This window comes from Psychrobacter sp. N25K4-3-2, from assembly GCF_015351755.1.
In the GTDB taxonomy this organism is placed as follows: domain Bacteria; phylum Pseudomonadota; class Gammaproteobacteria; order Pseudomonadales; family Moraxellaceae; genus Psychrobacter; species Psychrobacter glaciei.
Genome location: NZ_JADKLX010000002.1, coordinates 173,429 through 190,323 on the forward strand (window position 1 = coordinate 173,429; position 16,895 = coordinate 190,323).

At 44.8% G+C, this 16,895-nt stretch carries 14 protein-coding genes; 8 read left to right on the forward strand and 6 right to left on the reverse strand.

Going from position 1 to position 16,895, the window contains the following annotated elements; genetic code table 11:
* Window positions 1-4: 4 nt before the first annotated feature.
* On the reverse strand, window positions 5-496 hold the full coding sequence (ispF, locus tag IOD06_RS05795) for a 2-C-methyl-D-erythritol 2,4-cyclodiphosphate synthase (RefSeq protein ID WP_194619872.1): 492 nt from the start codon (window positions 494-496) through the stop codon (window positions 5-7).
* Window positions 497-765: 269 nt separating this feature from the next.
* On the opposite strand from ispF, the gene mnmA reads away from it, so the two are divergent.
* From mnmA to IOD06_RS05810, 3 genes are all read left to right on the forward strand, one after another.
* Complete coding sequence (gene mnmA / locus IOD06_RS05800) at window positions 766-1,992, forward strand: tRNA 2-thiouridine(34) synthase MnmA (protein WP_194620414.1); 1,227 nt, start codon at window positions 766-768, stop codon at window positions 1,990-1,992.
* Window positions 1,993-2,060: 68 nt separating this feature from the next.
* Window positions 2,061-3,452 carry an adenylosuccinate lyase gene (gene purB, locus IOD06_RS05805; protein ID WP_194619874.1) on the forward strand — a complete coding sequence of 464 codons (1,392 nt, stop codon included), beginning with the start codon at window positions 2,061-2,063 and terminating at the stop codon, window positions 3,450-3,452.
* Window positions 3,439-4,074, forward strand: coding sequence for a DUF2238 domain-containing protein (locus IOD06_RS05810; protein WP_227669934.1), 636 nt, complete (start codon window positions 3,439-3,441; stop codon window positions 4,072-4,074). The genes purB and IOD06_RS05810 overlap by 14 nt, the downstream gene beginning before the upstream one ends.
* 25 nt (window positions 4,075-4,099) lie before the next feature.
* Here IOD06_RS05810 and IOD06_RS05815 read toward each other — a convergent pair whose 3' ends face one another.
* Window positions 4,100-4,285 carry an NF038104 family lipoprotein gene (locus IOD06_RS05815; protein WP_010201200.1) on the reverse strand — a complete coding sequence of 62 codons (186 nt, stop codon included), beginning with the start codon at window positions 4,283-4,285 and terminating at the stop codon, window positions 4,100-4,102.
* A 167-nt stretch (window positions 4,286-4,452) separates the two neighbouring features.
* Here IOD06_RS05815 and IOD06_RS05820 point away from each other — a divergent pair, with 167 nt between their 5' ends.
* Window positions 4,453-5,625, forward strand: a complete 1,173-nt coding sequence (locus IOD06_RS05820; protein WP_194619876.1) for a cupin domain-containing protein — start codon at window positions 4,453-4,455, stop codon at window positions 5,623-5,625.
* A gap of 141 nt (window positions 5,626-5,766) precedes the next feature.
* Here the strand turns inward: IOD06_RS05820 and IOD06_RS05825 are convergent, their stop codons facing one another.
* The 3 genes from IOD06_RS05825 to IOD06_RS05835 all read right to left on the reverse strand — a co-directional run bounded on the left by IOD06_RS05825 (window position 5,767) and on the right by IOD06_RS05835 (window position 11,781).
* The gene (locus IOD06_RS05825; protein WP_194619878.1) at window positions 5,767-6,456 is read right to left on the reverse strand and encodes a 1-pyrroline-5-carboxylate dehydrogenase; all 690 of its coding nucleotides are present in this window, start codon (window positions 6,454-6,456) and stop codon (window positions 5,767-5,769) included.
* Between the two features lie 11 nt (window positions 6,457-6,467).
* Window positions 6,468-9,743 carry a bifunctional proline dehydrogenase/L-glutamate gamma-semialdehyde dehydrogenase PutA gene (putA, locus tag IOD06_RS05830; protein ID WP_194620416.1) on the reverse strand — a complete coding sequence of 1,092 codons (3,276 nt, stop codon included), beginning with the start codon at window positions 9,741-9,743 and terminating at the stop codon, window positions 6,468-6,470.
* Window positions 9,744-10,485: 742 nt separating this feature from the next.
* Window positions 10,486-11,781, reverse strand: coding sequence for an NCS2 family permease (locus tag IOD06_RS05835; RefSeq protein WP_010201193.1), 1,296 nt, complete (start codon window positions 11,779-11,781; stop codon window positions 10,486-10,488).
* A gap of 600 nt (window positions 11,782-12,381) precedes the next feature.
* Here IOD06_RS05835 and tolQ point away from each other — a divergent pair.
* From tolQ to IOD06_RS05855, 4 genes are all read left to right on the forward strand, one after another.
* A complete protein-coding gene (gene tolQ, locus IOD06_RS05840) occupies window positions 12,382-13,101 on the forward strand; it encodes a protein TolQ (RefSeq protein ID WP_194619880.1) in 720 nt (239 codons plus the stop codon).
* Window positions 13,098-13,556 (forward strand): protein TolR, encoded by a 459-nt coding sequence (gene tolR, locus IOD06_RS05845; RefSeq protein WP_194619882.1) that lies wholly within the window; start codon window positions 13,098-13,100, stop codon window positions 13,554-13,556. Before tolQ ends, tolR begins: the two co-directional genes overlap by 4 nt.
* A gap of 75 nt (window positions 13,557-13,631) precedes the next feature.
* Window positions 13,632-14,660 (forward strand): cell envelope integrity protein TolA, encoded by a 1,029-nt coding sequence (locus tag IOD06_RS05850; RefSeq protein WP_227669935.1) that lies wholly within the window; start codon window positions 13,632-13,634, stop codon window positions 14,658-14,660.
* A 137-nt stretch (window positions 14,661-14,797) separates the two neighbouring features.
* Window positions 14,798-16,090 (forward strand): PD40 domain-containing protein, encoded by a 1,293-nt coding sequence (locus IOD06_RS05855; protein WP_194619884.1) that lies wholly within the window; start codon window positions 14,798-14,800, stop codon window positions 16,088-16,090.
* Between the two features lie 162 nt (window positions 16,091-16,252).
* Here the strand turns inward: IOD06_RS05855 and IOD06_RS05860 are convergent, their stop codons facing one another.
* Complete coding sequence (locus IOD06_RS05860) at window positions 16,253-16,885, reverse strand: cytochrome c (RefSeq protein WP_194620420.1); 633 nt, start codon at window positions 16,883-16,885, stop codon at window positions 16,253-16,255.
* Window positions 16,886-16,895: the final 10 nt, after the last annotated feature.

Below are 16,895 nucleotides of genomic sequence, written 5' to 3' on the forward strand. Positions count from 1 at the left end.
TAGGTTAGATGGCAGGAACTAATAATACCACGGCATTAGCCATGATGCCTTCTTGCCGACCGGTAAAGCCTAGTTTTTCAGTGGTGGTCGCCTTAACGCTGATATTTCCAATATCAGTATGTAAATCACTGGCGATATTGTCACGCATGGCTTGACTGTGCGGTGCCAGCTTTGGACGTTCGCACATTACGGTGATATCAGCATTGCCTAGCCGATACCCTGCTTCTTGTACTTTACCATAGACATAACGTAGCAAGACTCGTGAATCCAAGCCTGCATGTGCCGCATCGGTATCAGGAAAATGTTGACCGATATCACCAAGTGCCAGTGCACCAAGCAGCGCATCCGCGAGGGCGTGTAACACTACATCTCCATCGGAATGCGCAAGCAAACTGTGGGTATGCTCAATAGGCACGCCTGCTAAGATGACATATTGCTGCTGCTGACCATTATTATGAAAAGCATGAACGTCGATACCTTGACCAATTTTTATCATTATTATTCCAAATTGAGCGTGATTAAAATAATTGAAAACCACTATCTGAATTTTTAAAGCTATTTTCTAACGGTAAGACCGCTTAGCTCGCCACCAGTTTTAATTAACTGGTATAATATGACGCTTATTTTATCATAATACCCAGTCTAAGAGATAAGTCCAAAAGATAAGCTGAGATTATCAAATCGCTAAGCCTGTTAACCCTAGGGGTTACATTAATTTCAGTAGTCGTTCAAATTTGGATAAGGTATAAAAAGTTGAGCCGCTCTATGTCAGTCATGCCAAACACTTCAAGCATACCCGTTTCTGATTCTTTTAACGCCCAGCGTACTTTGACGCTTGCCGATATCGATAATCCTAGCAGCAAGCATGTGATTGTCGGTATGTCAGGCGGGGTCGACTCTTCCGTATCGGCTGTCTTGCTTCAGCAAGCAGGCTTTAAGGTCGAGGGTCTGTTTATGAAAAACTGGGAAGAAGATGACGGTACCGAATACTGTACAGCGATGGACGATTTGGCCGACGCGCAAGCGGTATGCGATAAAATCGGTATGAAGCTGCACACGGCCAATTTTGCCATGGAATATTGGGATCGGGTTTTTGAGCACTTTTTAGCGGAATATAAAGCTGGACGTACACCCAATCCAGATATTTTATGTAATAAAGAGATTAAGTTTAAGGCGTTCTTAGACTATGCCTTGACCCTTGGTGCCGATTACATTGCCACTGGTCACTATACGCGCCGCAGTATGAATTACACCAACGCCAATGGTGATGAGGTCGCTCAGCTATTACGCGGCTTGGATAATAATAAAGATCAGAGCTACTTCTTACATGCGGTTGGTGGCGATAAAATTGCCAAGACGCTATTTCCAGTTGGCGAGCTCGAAAAACCTGTCGTACGTCAGATTGCAGAAGAGCATGATTTGGCGACGGCCAAAAAGAAAGACTCTACAGGTATCTGCTTCATCGGTGAGCGTCGTTTTAAGGACTTTTTACAACAATACCTGCCTGCCCAAAAAGGCGATATCGTGACTGACGATGGGCATACCATCGGCACTCATGATGGCTTGATGTATTATACCTTGGGTCAGCGTGGCGGTATCGGTATCGGCGGTGTCAAAGATCGCCCAGAAGAGCCTTGGTTTGTATTGGCAAAAGACCTAGACAAAAACCGTTTGATCGTTGGTCAAGGGCACGAACATCCAATGATGCTCAGTAATGAGCTAACCGCTTATAAAATGGATTGGGTTGATGGTCTACCACCTGCGGAAGTTTTTACCACAGAGGGTTTACTCTGTATGGCAAAAGCACGCTACCGCCAGCCAGATCAAGCCTGTCATGTATTTGCTATTGATGATAAAGGTTTAGAGGTAAAAGTGGTGTTTGACGAGCCACAACGCGCAGTCACTCCGGGTCAATCAGCAGTCTTTTATATTGATGAGGTTTGTTTAGGCGGTGGCGTGATTGCGTCAATTGATGCGCCTTGCGGATTCTAAGCATATTTTTTTCTTGTATTTTAATATTTTTTAACTTCGTTCACTTTCATAACCAATGAGGCATGACCATGACTCCACTTACCGCACTCTCCCCGATTGATGGCCGTTACGCATCAAAAGCTGACAGTTTACGTCCTTATTTGTCTGAATTCGGTCTAATCAAAGCTCGCGTGACAGTTGAAATCCGCTGGTTACAGTCATTGGCTGACAACAGCGCAATTGGTGAATTAGCAGCATTTGATGACCAGACCAATGCTTTTTTGAATGCAATCGTTGATGACTTTAGTGAAGCAGATGCCCAAGCCATTAAAGACATTGAAGCCACGACCAATCATGATGTAAAAGCCGTTGAGTACTTCATCAAAGACAAATTCCGTGGTCAGGAAGCCTTGGTTGATTCTCTTGAGTTCATTCACTTTGCCTGTACCAGTGAAGATATCAATAACTTATCATATGCGTTGATGCTCAAAGACAGCCGCGAGATTGTGGTTGCTAAAATGCAGCAAGTGACCGATAGCATCGTTGATTTGGCCATTACTCATGCAGACCAGCCTATGTTGTCGCGTACCCATGGTCAAACAGCTAGCCCAACAACCCTTGGTAAAGAGATGGCAAACGTGGCCTATCGCCTAGCCCGTCAAATCAAGCAAATCAACCAAGTAGAGCTATTAGGTAAAATCAATGGCGCTGTCGGTAACTATAATGCGCACTTCTCAGCTTATCCTGATGTTGATTGGCAAACGCATGCTGAGCAATTTATTAATGAGCGTTTAGAGCTAGCCTTTAATCCTTACACCACGCAAATTGAGCCGCATGATTACATCGCTGAGTTGTTTGATGTAGTAAGACGCTTCAATACCATTTTGATCGATTTTAACCGTGATATTTGGCAATATATCAGCTTAGGCTATTTTAAACAGCGTCTAAAAGATGGCGAAGTGGGTTCTTCTACCATGCCGCATAAAGTCAACCCGATTGACTTTGAAAACTCAGAAGGCAACTTGGGCGTTGCGAATGCGATGTTGGCACATTTGGGCGAAAAACTGCCTATCTCACGTATGCAGCGTGACTTATCAGACTCAACCGTACTGCGTAATATCGGTGTTGGTTTAGCTCAAAGTATGATTGCTTTTGATGCTTGTCTAAAAGGCGTTGGTAAACTTGAATTAAATGCGCAGCGTTTGAATGATGACTTAAACAATGCACAAGAAGTATTGGCTGAGCCGATTCAAACCGTGATGCGTCGCTACCGTGTGGAAAACCCATATGAGAAGCTTAAAGCATTGACCCGTGGGAACGCCATGACTCGCGAAGCCATGCTAACGTTTGTTGAAAGTGATGAGTTGTCTGCCGTTAGCGATGCGGATAAAGCACGCCTACGTGACATGACACCAGCGACTTATATTGGTAATGCTACTGAGCAAGCCCTTACCATTAAAGATTGGATTGCAAAACTTTAAATCAGTAGCTGTCAGTACCATTGCGGTATTCATCGTAATGGTGCTGGCAAGTATTGAGCCTCTAGAATGGTCAAGCTACCTACTACATCAGTTGGGTACCTTGATTTTTTTAGGGTTGATGCTGTTCTCATATCGCTACTGGCATATTAGCTCATGCTCCTATGTCCTCGCTTCGATGTTCCTATTCGTTCATATTATAGGCGCACGTTATCTATATTCATATGTGCCCTATGATGATTGGACACAGCTCATATTTGGTGTCAGCTTAAACGATTTGTTTGGTTGGCAGCGTAATATGTATGACAGGCTCGTACATTTTAGCTATGGGCTTTTGCTATTCAGTGCGATGGTTGAGAGCTCAAAATTTATTTTTAAGATATCATCCATCAAACTTTTGATGGCCATTGCACTCATGATTAATATGTCATCAAGCCTGCTTTACGAGCTATTAGAATGGGGAATTGCAGCGACTTTATCGCCAGAAGCGGCAGAGGCTTACAATGGTCAGCAAGGTGATAGTTGGGATGCCCACAAAGACATGGCGTTAGCACTACTCGGTGGGCTGATTGCTGCGGTGATTACTCTATTTCAAATTCGTCACGATAATGTCGTGATCAAGTAGCCAGAAACAACAGCCAAATAATAAACTAATCATCTTTTTTGTCGTCATCACTGTCGCCCGGTATGATGGCTTTACCTACAGCGACGGTACCTTTAACCACACCTTTAGTGGTTTTATAAGCGATTTTAGCTGGTACGGTTACTATCTTGTGTACACAGGCTTGTAGTAAAAAAATACTAGCGATAATGACGATAAAATGTAATTTTTTCATAAACTTCCTACGATTGATGGGGTGCTCTGATATTGACCATTAACAAGTAGCAATTAACGTCAATAAGACTGGTTATCAGATAAGCGATAATCATAAACTATTAGAACCTTCCTATAAAGCACTCCTCACGATTAATCTTATACCCATTTTCAGATATGGACTTATCAATGACCTCAATTCCCCTTTGTTTGCCCGACGCCATTACTCCTGAGCAATTTTTGAGCGAGTATTGGCAAAAAAAACCATTGCTTATCAAGCAAGGTTTACCACAACTTATTGGCATGTTTGAACCTGACGACATGCTTGGTCTAGCCCTTGAAGAAGACGCCAGCGCGCGTCTGCTGACCCAAGCAGCCAGTAAAAAAGAAGGTCAAGCGCAATGGCAACTCAAAAAAAGCCCACTGGTTGAGGCTGATTTTGACAACTTGCCCGATCAATGGACCGTGCTGGTACAGAATATGGAACAGTGGTCACCAGAACTTGGTCAATTGTGGCAAGCCTTTGACTTTATTCCGCAATGGCAACGTGATGACATCATGGTTTCCTATGCGCCAAAAGGTGGTTCAGTCGGCAAACATTATGACGATTATGATGTATTTTTAGCGCAAGGATTTGGGTCTAGACGTTGGCAGCTGGGTAAATTCTGTGATAAAAATACTGAGTTCGTCGCTGATGAGCCGATTCGATTGTTTGATGATATGGGCGAGATTATATTTGATGAAATACTAGAAGCCGGTGACGTGCTTTATGTGCCGCCTAAGTTATCTCACTTTGGTGTCGCACAAGATGATTGCCTGACTTTCTCTTTTGGCTGTCGTCGTCCAAATTTAATGCAAATCATCGATAGCTTGGCTGATATCGCTACCAACGATAGCGACTTATTTGTCCCAATGCTGTTGCCACAAGCGCTGCAAGCATCAGGTGAATTGCAAGCAGATAGTATCAATGCCATCAAAGATCAGCTATTACAAATGCTACAGTCTGAGCGTGGTGATGATATCATTCGCCAAGCAGTGTCTGAAGTCGTCAGCAAGCGCCAGTATGATGCACTGATGCCAGAAGAGACGTTAGACACCGATGAGTTGATACAAGCTCTAGCAGAAGGTGCCACGTTGCAAGCGGACTATAGCAATCGTCTACTCTATAGCCAGACTAGTGAGGGCACTACGCTATATGCAAATGGTCAGCGCATTGACGGGCTTGACGAGGCAGCAGGCGCTGTATTGGTGCGTTTGGCTAATGGCGAACACCTAAATAGCCAAGATGTGACGGATATTGATGCAGATGATTTGAGCGAATGGCTAGAGAACGGCTGGGTGTGGATCGACGCGGCTGAATAACTTTGCACAAAATTGCACGTAATTTGCTTATCTAGACATGAGAAAACCGATACCTGATTGATTCAGATATCGGTTTTTTATTCATATTACTTTTTAAGTTAGAGTCTTTATTGTGACATCAGACATTACTTAAATCCTTGGCTAAGTACCAAGCTCAAGCAAGCTCGCATTACCACCAATAGCAGTGGTATTAATCGTTCTTACCCGCTCGGTGACAAAGCGATGAAGGTAATCAGGCGTTAGCATTTCTGACATGCCTTCCATATCAGTCACAGCAATTACTTGCGTCAAAATACCATCTGTATTGGCAAGCTCTTGACTGATTGTCTGTATTTCGCTGTTATTACCTGCAACAGCAACTTGCGCGAGACGGTCAATGTATAACAGCGTGATCGTTTGCGAATCATTAGCCACACTCAATACATCATCGCTAATGCCAGTTTCATAGAGTACTTTTGCTGCTTCATCACACATCTCAGCCTGACTAGGACAATGCAATATCACTTCATTGCCCGTCAATAATGCAGCGATTAGCTGTCCAAGTACTGCCATTGCACGCGCAGACTCACCGCCGATAACCATCGTCTTACCACGACCAGTGACATATAAGTCGTTGGACTCACCCGTTGCACCCGTCATACGCTGTACTTCATCCAGACTGGGCGCGGCGCTCAATAAATGATGGAATAGACGCTTTGCCTTGTTGACATCACCAGTCAGCAGCGCCAGTTTTGGGATGGCTGCTTGTAGATACGTTGCACGATTGACTGCGCCAAGTAATCGCCAAGCTTCACAAACCTGGGCATGATTTTTTTTAAATTCAGTCGCCATGTTGCTGCTCCTTATGCGATTTCTGGTTGAGTAAGTGATTCAGTTTTAGTATTAGTAGCAGTGTTTTGCTCAGTAGCACTTGTTTGCTCAGTAGCGACTGACTCAGAGCTTAGCTGCATGAGACGGGCAACGTAATGTGGACCACCCGCTTTTGGACCCGTACCCGATAGACCACAGCCACCGAACGGCTGTACGTTTACGACCGCGCCGATTTGGTTACGGTTGACATAGGTATTACCGACAAAGGCACGACGTTCAATATGCTCAACAATATTTTCAATACGGCTGTGAATACCTAGCGTTAAGCCAAAGCCAGTAGCATTGATAGCATCGATAAGCTTGTTTAAATCACGGGCTTGATAACGTAGCACATGTAATATCGGGCCGAAATGCTCACCACCAATCACGTCGATACTTTTGACTTCAATCGCAGTTGGTAACACAAAGGTAGACTGCTCTTGACTCACAACCGAGCTGGCACTCATCGGTGTCTGCGCCAAGATATTCGCCGTTGGCTCAGCGACCATGCGTTCGATATGCGCCTCAAGACCTTGCTTGGCATCATTATCAATGACTGGGCCGACATCGGTAGCTGCATACAGCGGGTTACCCACGACTAGCTCAGCCATATTGCCTTGCAGTAGCTCAATCAACTCATCAGCCACTTCTTCTTGTACACATAGTATGCGACAAGCTGAACAACGCTGACCTGCCGAACCAAAGGCAGACAGTACGGCATCTCTGACCACTTGTTCAGGCAAGGCTGTTGAATCGACAATCATGGCGTTCTGACCACCTGTCTCAGCGATAAACACAGGCAACTCCCCGCTGGCTTGCGCATGATCATTTAGACTTTGATTGATACGTTGCGCGGTTTGGGTCGAACCAGTAAAGATGACACCAGATAAATTGTCAGCGGCGGTTAATGCCCCACCCACTTCACCTGCTCCAGTGACAAACTGTAGCGCCTCGACTGGCACCCCAGCTTGATACATCAGCTGCGCACCGAAATGCGCGATTAAACTGGTTTGCTCAGCAGGTTTTGCGACAACGGTATTACCGGCGGCAAGTGCTGCCACAATCTGACCGGTATAAATAGCCAATGGGAAGTTCCAAGGGCTAATGCATACAAAGGTGCCGCGCGCTTTATACACTTGACACGATTGCTTGCCAGATAAATCAGTAAACTCATGCGCTTTTGCGTCTAAGCGTTCCGCTTCATCCGCATAAAAACGGCAGAAATCAACGGCTTCTTTGATCTCATCAATACTGTCTTGCATGGTCTTGCCAGCTTCAACTTGGCACAAGGCCATTAGTTCAGCATAGTTTTCTTCGTAGAGATCAGCGATTTTGCGCAATATTGCCGCACGTTTTGCCGCTGGCACTGCCTGCCACGCGCTTTGTCCGGCTACTGCGGCATCAATGGCTTGACGCGCCAAGTCTGCATTGGCGTATTGTACGTCGCCTGCGATAACTTCATGATTCCACGGCGCACGCACTGTATGACTATCAAGCTTTTGAGCTTTACCATCCACTGAAGAGTCATGAATTGCTTGCCCATTGATGATAGGAGACGCTGACCATGTCTTTGTTAAATGACTGTCAATCGCGGCTTTGAATAATAGCCACTGCGACTCTACAAATATATTGGGACCAAAGCTGGCACGGCGATCGCCATAAATCTCTAAAGGCAACGGAATCTCTGGATTGTTTAACGTATCATTCGCTACTAGCTTGTCATACGGGTGCACCGTCAGCTTATCAATCGGATAAGACTTATCTAACAACTGATGCACAAATGAGCTATTCGCACCATTTTCGAGTAAACGACGTACTAGATATGGCAGTAAGTCTTTGTGCGCACCAACTGGGGCATAAATACGAACAGGGATCTTGTATGTTTGTAAGATATGGTCATAAAGCGCATCACCCATGCCATGCAAACGCTGAAATTCAAAATCTCTATGCGCACTCATGGTCATCACTGATGCCAAGGTATGAGCATTATGGGTCGCAAACTGGGGCCAAATAAGTCCGCGCAGATGCTCAGACAACAAAAAGCGCGCACAGGCTAAATAAGCGGTGTCCGTGCCTTCTTTACGTGTCCAAACGGGATATCCTGACAAGCCTTTTTGTTGGGCAAGTTTAATCTCAGTATCCCAATAAGCGCCCTTAACCAAGCGTAACGGGATACGATCGCCAACTTCTTTTGCCAAGCGTGCAAGCCAAGCAAAAATAGCAATGGCGCGCTTAGAGTAACCTTGCACCACTATGCCCAATCCATCCCAACCAGCGGTTAGCGAATCACGATAGAGCGACTCAAACAGCTTTAGAGATATCTCAAGGCGATCGGCTTCTTCGGCATCGATGCTCAAATCCACATCCACTTCGCGTGCCGCTTCGATCAGCAATAAGCAACGCTGACGCAATAATCCCAACACCTGAGCTTCTTGCGTGGCTTCATAGCGTGGATGCAGTGCAGACAGCTTGATAGAAACTGACGGCTTTGGCATACCCTCTTGAACTTTGACATTGGCAGTCGCTTTGATCGCATGTAGATAGTCGTTGAAGTATTTTTCAGCGTCTCTATGGGTAATCGCCGCTTCACCCAGCATATCGAACGAATAGGTATAGCCTTTATTACGATACGGCTGACTGTTTTTGTTGGCGTCTTCAATCGTCTCACCAAGGACAAACTGATGTCCCATAATACGCATGGCTTTTTGCATCGCCGCCCGAATCATTGGCTCGCCCATTCTTTTGGTCATTCGATCCAAAAATCCTGAGGCAGTCGTGCCGTTGTCGATACTGACGACACGGCCGGTCATCATCATGCCCCACGTCGAGGCATTGACCATAAAACCATTGTCATCTTTTAAATGCTTTTTCCAATCCGCCACACTCATTTTGTCACGAATCAGCGCATCAGCTGTATAGTTGTCTGGCACCCGAATCAGGGCTTCAGCCAAACTCATCAGCAAAATACCTTCTTGCGTATCAAGGCTGTATTCAAGTAATAATGAATCGACCATTTTGATCGCTTTGCCATCATTACGCACATACTCAACCAGCTGGCGCGTCTGGTCACTCGCAGCTTCACGCTCTTCGTCACTCGGTTTGGCAAGTGGTAATAAGTCAGACAACCAGCGCTGCTCATCAACACTATATAACGGTGAGATGCGTGCATACAGCTCATCTGCAGACAGGTCAATATAGTCTGGCGATAGCATATCGACAGGATTAAATAAAATCGGCTCTTTCGGGGTAAACTGCTCTACTGGGTTCATACCAACTCCATCACTATCGTCTAAAAACCATGATAAATGGTCCATGAGGAAAACTGATCGCTCTGGTTCACTGTCTATAACCCTACCATATTTAATAGGAATTATTGACTGTGACTCACAGCAATAATCAAAAGACCAAACGGCGCCATCGTAAAACGAGCAAATCCAGCATAAGCTGGAAACGTTTAAGTAGGTCGTTCGAGTGTTAAACGGGCTACGTTAACAATATAAAGGCAACAACGAACAGTTAAGCGGCATTAGTGCCTTCTTCTTGTTAGTAGTGAAAGGAGTTCGATTAATGGTTCAAGGCTGAATATCATTAGGACAATAATCTATCGATTATCATGCTAATAAGCCAAAATCTACCATCTTATATGACGCTAATTCACTGTAAGAAAAACCTCTACGGCGTTGATTGAGGTGATGCGCTTAACCTGGCTATGGTATCATGAAAAAAAATTTCAAACTAACGATATTTAGAATTTAAGACAATAAATATCTACTTTAAAAACAATTAGTTATAACCGTCATAACAGCAATGACGCTTTAGTTATAATTTTTTGTTTACTATTGGTCATTAATTGTTTTGTAGAGCATAGAATTTCGGTTAGTTATCGCAAGGCACTTTACTTGAAACACAAAAAAAACCCTCCTTATTAATCCATAATAAAGAGGGTCAGAATATGCCTAATGCTAGTATGGTTAGCTACATGATATAGACTAGCCACATCATGTTAGCGACTTATAGAAGTACTAGCTTTGCCAATAAAATAGCTGTCAAAATCCATACTGGAATCGTAATTTCAGAGAACTTGCCTGTCATCAACTTCACCGCTGTAAAGGTAATAAATCCAAGCGCAATACCATCAGCGATAGAATACGTAAGCGGTGTTAGTAATAATACCACTGCTACTGGTGCCGCTTCCGTCAAGTCTTCCCAATTAATATCTTTGAGGGTGAACAGCATCAATACCGACACATAGAATATCGCCCCTGCGGTCGCATAAGCGGGAATCATACCAGCTAATGGCGCAAAGAAAATACTAAGCAAGAATAGCACACCCACCGTCACAGCCATCAAACCAGTTCGACCACCTGACGCAACTCCTGACGCACTTTCAATATAGCTGGTCGTTGACGAAGTACCTAGCATGGCACCAGCAACCGTAGCCGTTGAATCAGCCAATAGCGCTTTGTCCATATTAGGAATATTGCCGTCTTTATCAATGAGGCCTGCTTTATTGGCAATACCAACCAAGCTGCCTGCTGTATCAAACAGATCAACGAATAAGAAAGCAAAAATAACACTAATCATGCCAATATCAAACGCGCCTGCGATATCAAGCTGCATGAGTGTTGGCGCAATCGATGGCGGTGCCGACATAATACCCGTAAACTGAGTGTTACCAGTAACCAAACTGATCAAGGTAATCAGCAAAATACCAATGGTTACCGCACCTGGGACTTTTTTATACACCAAACCGATGATAATAAAGAAACCAAGAGCAGCCATCATAGGGGCAAATGCAGTCATATCACCGAGCATGACCAAGGTCGCATCACGACCTACGATGATGCCAGAGCTTTGCAGGGCAATAAATGCCAAAAATGCACCGATACCAGCAACGATACCTTGCTTAAGGCTCGTTGGAATGGCATTAATAATCCATTCGCGAATCTTGAATAAGCTTAAAAGGATAAACAAACAACCAGATAGAAATACTGCTCCTAACGCTGTCTGCCATGCATAGCCCATACCCAGCACCACACCGTAGGTAAAGAAGGCGTTTAAGCCCATACCTGGCGCTAATGCCACCGGCAATCTGGCATAAATACCCATAATAAAGCAGCCTATTGCCGCTGCCAAACAAGTAGCAACGAACACCGCTCCTTTGTCCATACCCGCTTCTGCTAATACGTTGGGGTTCACAAAGATGATGTAAGCCATCGTCAAAAAGGTAGTAATACCAGCAAGAATTTCCGTTTTGACCGTGGTGTTTTCACCGTTGATCCCAAAATAGCGTTCAATTGCATTCATAAGTGTCGCGCCCAGCTTGCTAGTGAAAGAACAAATTTATTGGTGCCTAAAATAAAGATGACGTCAACAAGCAAGTTGCGACGTCATAATCAAAAGGCAGCGGTAACAAAGAGCAACATTTTAGAGAAAATGAGATACAAATTCAATCATTACCCGTGCCTTGCTGGTTTAAAACGGAAATAAGGCTATCTCAGCGTTCAAATACTGGATAATAGTTGTATTACTGCCCAACCCTACCTTTAAACCCACCTTATATCGACGAAAGTTACACCTCTATCAATAAAATGCAGTTTTTTTCGCTTTAACCTTTTAAAAAAATGACCTTTTCTTCATTTAGCAGTACACTAGTCGGTTGATATAAGTGTGCATAATGCATTGACGCTTCATAGTATGATCGTTTCTGCACGCTGTGCTATATGAAAAATATTATTCGTGCATAATATAAGTGTATTTTGTTGAATACCTTCTATTATTACTAGCTTGTATTACCAGCTATTACTAGCTTAGTTTCGATGCCCTATATTCTATAGTTTAGAGGTCTTATCTGGTCTACGTATGGCGCGTATACCAGTTATTGTTAATTACCCGTGAGTCCAATACATGCCTGAATCATTAAATATTATCGACCTTATCACCCAAGCCAGTCTATTGGTACAGATTGTGATGGCGCTCTTATTGCTAGCGTCTTTGCTCAGCTGGGTCATTATTTTTCGTATGAGTGCACGGCTCGGTACGGCTAAGAACTTTGATCAACAGTTCGAGACTTGGTTTTGGTCGGGTGAAGATTTGGCAAAGTTGTACCAAGGCGTGCAAGGCTCGCCTGAGCGCCAAGGACTTGAGCAGATATTTTATGTGGGCTTTTCTGAATACCTCAGAATGCACAAAAAACGTCAGCCAAAAGATGACATTATCGATGGGGTTGAGCGTAAGCTTCGGGTCGGCTTAGGACGTCAGCAGCAGTTACTAGAATCTGGGCTCACTACCCTAGCCAGCATCGGCTCAGTTGCACCTTATGTCGGCTTATTTGGCACCGTATGGGGCATTATGAATGCCTTTTTGGGACTATCCCAAACTGAGCAGGCGACCCTAGCCTCTGTCGCGCCAGGCATCGCTGAAGCACTAATCGCCACGGCCATGGGTTTGTTTGCGGCTATTCCTGCTGTACTCGCGTACAACCACTTTACGGCCAAATCAAGCCGTTTGTATGATTCACGCGCACTATTCTGCGATGAGATGACAGGTATGCTCCAGCGTGAGACAAGCGTCCAAAGCGTGGTAGATAGAGACAGCGCACTTAATGGTCAGGTGACAGGGCTATGAAACCAAACCCCTATCGCCGTGAGAAAAAAGCGCTGAATGCGGAGATGAACGTCGTTCCTTATATCGACGTGATGCTGGTGCTACTGGTGATATTTATGGTAACTGCGCCGATGCTGATCACCGGCGTCGACGTCGAGCTACCAAAAGAGCAAACCAATACCATGAGTCAAAGCCAGTTACCCGTGATTGTCTCCTTAACCGATAGTGGCGAGATTTTTATCAGTTATGAGAGCAATATCGACTTACCGATTAGTGAGCCAGAGCTGATTAACACCTTGTCTAATCTGCAGGCGCAAAGCAGCGATGCGGGCGCACAGCCTTTACAGGTTATGATCAATGCCGATCAAAACAATCAATATGGCGCTATCATGACCTTGATGGCAAGCTTGCAGCAAGCAGGTATCCAAAAGGTGGGATTATTAACGGGCGCACCCTTGCCCACACCCTCATCATAATGAATCCTATTGTTAGCACCGCTTGTTATAATAAAGTAGATAATCTGATGAACCTCATCCTCCAATATCATGTCCATGAGTATCACTGCCATGAATAATGCGCCTGCTGTTTATGTGCCGACCCAACCTGAAGGCAATGGGCTGACACTGCCTACGCTGCTCAGCTTGCTTGCACATGGTCTGGTGATTGGCATACTTATTTATACCTATCAAAATACAGAAGTTGAAACGGTAGGTAGTTTAGAGACCGTCATGGTATCCCCTGAACAGCTGGCTGAGATGCAAGGGCAAATCCTTGCCAATCGTGCCGCTGCTGCCAGTGCTATGCAAGCTGATAGTGGTACGAGCGGCTCATTCAGTGATATGCCAGAGAACACGGTTGACGGTAGCGCTAGCATTCAAAACCCCAACCAACCAAACTCTCAGCGCGTGCCTGTCTTTACACGCTCTGACGATCCTGCCAGTCGCCCGATGCTGATGAGTGAAGAACAGCATCAGCGGCTGCTTGAGCAAAATCAAGAATATGAGCGCAATATGGCTGAATGGGCAGCACAGCTAGATGAGTCGGTAGTAGAAGAACACAATCAAGTTGAACAAGATAAAAGACAACAGCTCATCGAAGAACAAAAACAGCTTAGGGATTACCGTAATAAACAAAACAACCCGCCTAAAATTACACGCCCTACTGCTACTGATAAAAATTTAAAAATTGATACTGGCAGCTCTGGCAGTGCCAATAAAAACTTTAGCTTATCAGAAGATGGTGAGTCGACCCTCTCTGGCGATTCTTCTACCTCTAGTACGGCAAAAGGTAGTAGTCGCTCTGCCTCAAGTGGCAGTCGCGGTGCCAGCAATGGTGAAATTATCAATTTAATCAAACGCAATTATAGCCCGCCAACCGCTGCCAAAGGCTCGACTCAGCGCGCCACCTTAACCATCACTGTCAATGCGAGCGGCAATGTGGTCAACGTCTCCGCTTCAGGACCTGATAGCGCGGTCAATGAAGCAGCCAAACAAGCAGTTTTGAATACTGGCAGCTTACCGATTGATGCTGATGATCCTAAGTACCCTACTTTTACCATACAGTTTAAAGGTAGCAATTAATCAGTTACCCAGTCCCTATATTATTGATAACGTTACCTTAAAATGCTTGCACTGCGTGTAATATTGCCATACCGTAACGGTAAACTTAGCCCCTATAAAAAATAACGATTAGACTATTTCAGGAGTTCAATTCGGTCATGCGTACTCATCAGAAGTTATGCCTTTCTTTACTTGCCAGCACCTCAACCTTGCTTATGTCTTCCAACTTGTTGGCGGCGCCTGTCGTCTTAGAATTGGATTATGATATTCCAGTCCAACAAAACCAAGTGGCTTTTGTGCCGTTTGCAGGTGATTCTGTGTTATCGCCGATTATTCTCAATGATTTAAGCAAAACTGAATTAAAGGTGACCAGCAAAGATTTGCCACAGCAGCCGCGCAGTATTAGCGAGCTGTCAGGCACATTACCGGTTTGGCAAAGTATGGGGATTCCTTACCTAGTGGTCGGTAGTACCCGCAGCAACCGCGGTAAAGTAGTCACCGATTACGAAGTGATTGATATCAAATCTGGCCGAGTGATTGAAGGCAAGCAAAGCTTAACGGCTGACAATAATAAAGAAAGCCTGCGCTATGCCGGTCACGTCATCGCTGACAAAGTTTATGAGCTGATTACTGGTATTCCAGGTGACTTCTCCGGACGTATTGCCTATATCGAAGAAGTTGGTACTGGTAAAGAAAAAGTATCGCGCTTAAAAGTCATGGATGCTGATGGCGAAAACGCTAAGACTATTACTGAAGTTGCTGGTTCTATATTCTCCCCATCGTGGTCACCAGATGGTAATCGCATCGCCTATTCTGTGCAGCCCGATAAATCATATCCTGTTATTTATGTACAAAACGTGAGCGGTGGCAGTGCAAGTGCTTTGACGCCATTTTCTGGTAGCAACCTAAGCCCATCATTCTCACCTGATGGTAGCAAGATATTATTTTCTAGCAGCTTTGAAGGCAGTGCTAATATTTATGAGATGAGTGCCAGCGGCGGTAAACCTAGACGAATCACCAATTGGCCAAGCAGCGAAGTACAGCCAAGCTATGCACCAGATGGCAAATCTTTTGTATTCGTCAGTGACCGATCAGGATTTAATAAACCACAGATTTACCGTTATGAGTTTGGATCAGGAAATACGACCAAAGTATCAAATAGCGGTTATGCCACTAGCCCGCAGTTTAGTAGCGATGGCTCACAAATTGCCTTTTTAAGTGGTCGCTCAGCGGCGATCATGAATAGCGGCGGTGCTATCACTACGAATTTGGGCAATACGGGTATCGATGAAGCGCCGAGCTTTTCGCCTAACGGTAAGCGTGTCGTTTACGCCTCAAAGCAAGGCGGCAAAGGCATATTAACCATCAAATCACTGAACGGTGGCGAGTCATTCGGTAAGTCTGGTCAAGGCACTATTCGCTCACCAGTCTGGTCATCCAGCCCTAAATAAACCCTTTCTCTCATTATCTTTCTTAATCCATTAAGCCTTGCCTATAAAAAAGCGCCTAATAAATAATTAGGCGCTTTTTTATGTTGCAGAGAATGGTTAAGTCATTTTTGTACGAACCATTTTCGCTTAAAAAACTATTAGCTAAGAATTTAAATAATAGTGTTATTCGTCACTCGGATCACCCGCTGATGGATTGGGATGCCGCAGTTTTGCCACATCTCCAGCGGTAACGGTATCGGTAAAACCATTGAGGTCACTGAGCACATATTGAGTAACCGCAGCCATCTGCGCATCGTTCATCATCCCATGGAATGACGGCATACCTCGAAAGCCATTAATCAAGATATCAATGATGTAATACTTTGATTGCATCTTACTGTTATTCGCCAGTGGTGGATAATAGCCTGCGCCATCAGCACCCTCGCCTTTGTGCATATGACACGCCGCGCAAGAGTCGTGATACAGCTTTTTGCCATCTGTCGTCACAAACCCATTTGTACCTTCAAACTTTGCGTTCCACTTAGTAATATTTGGGTCATCTTCCATATTGGGCAACGAGCTGTCGTCGACAATATTGATAGGAGGTGCCGTAAGCTCCTCACGGCTCATATAAACACCGCCCCACGCACCCGTATTTCGGCTTTCTTGATAGTCATTGGTTGTTAGGGAATCCTGATCTTGCACACTGGAAACCGTCACTTCATCATCTGACTGTTGACTACAGCCTAACAGTGCTGCACTGCTTATCCCACTCAGCAGCATCACCGTCAGCAATTTGGGTGTCATGTCTTTCATGACTTTTTTC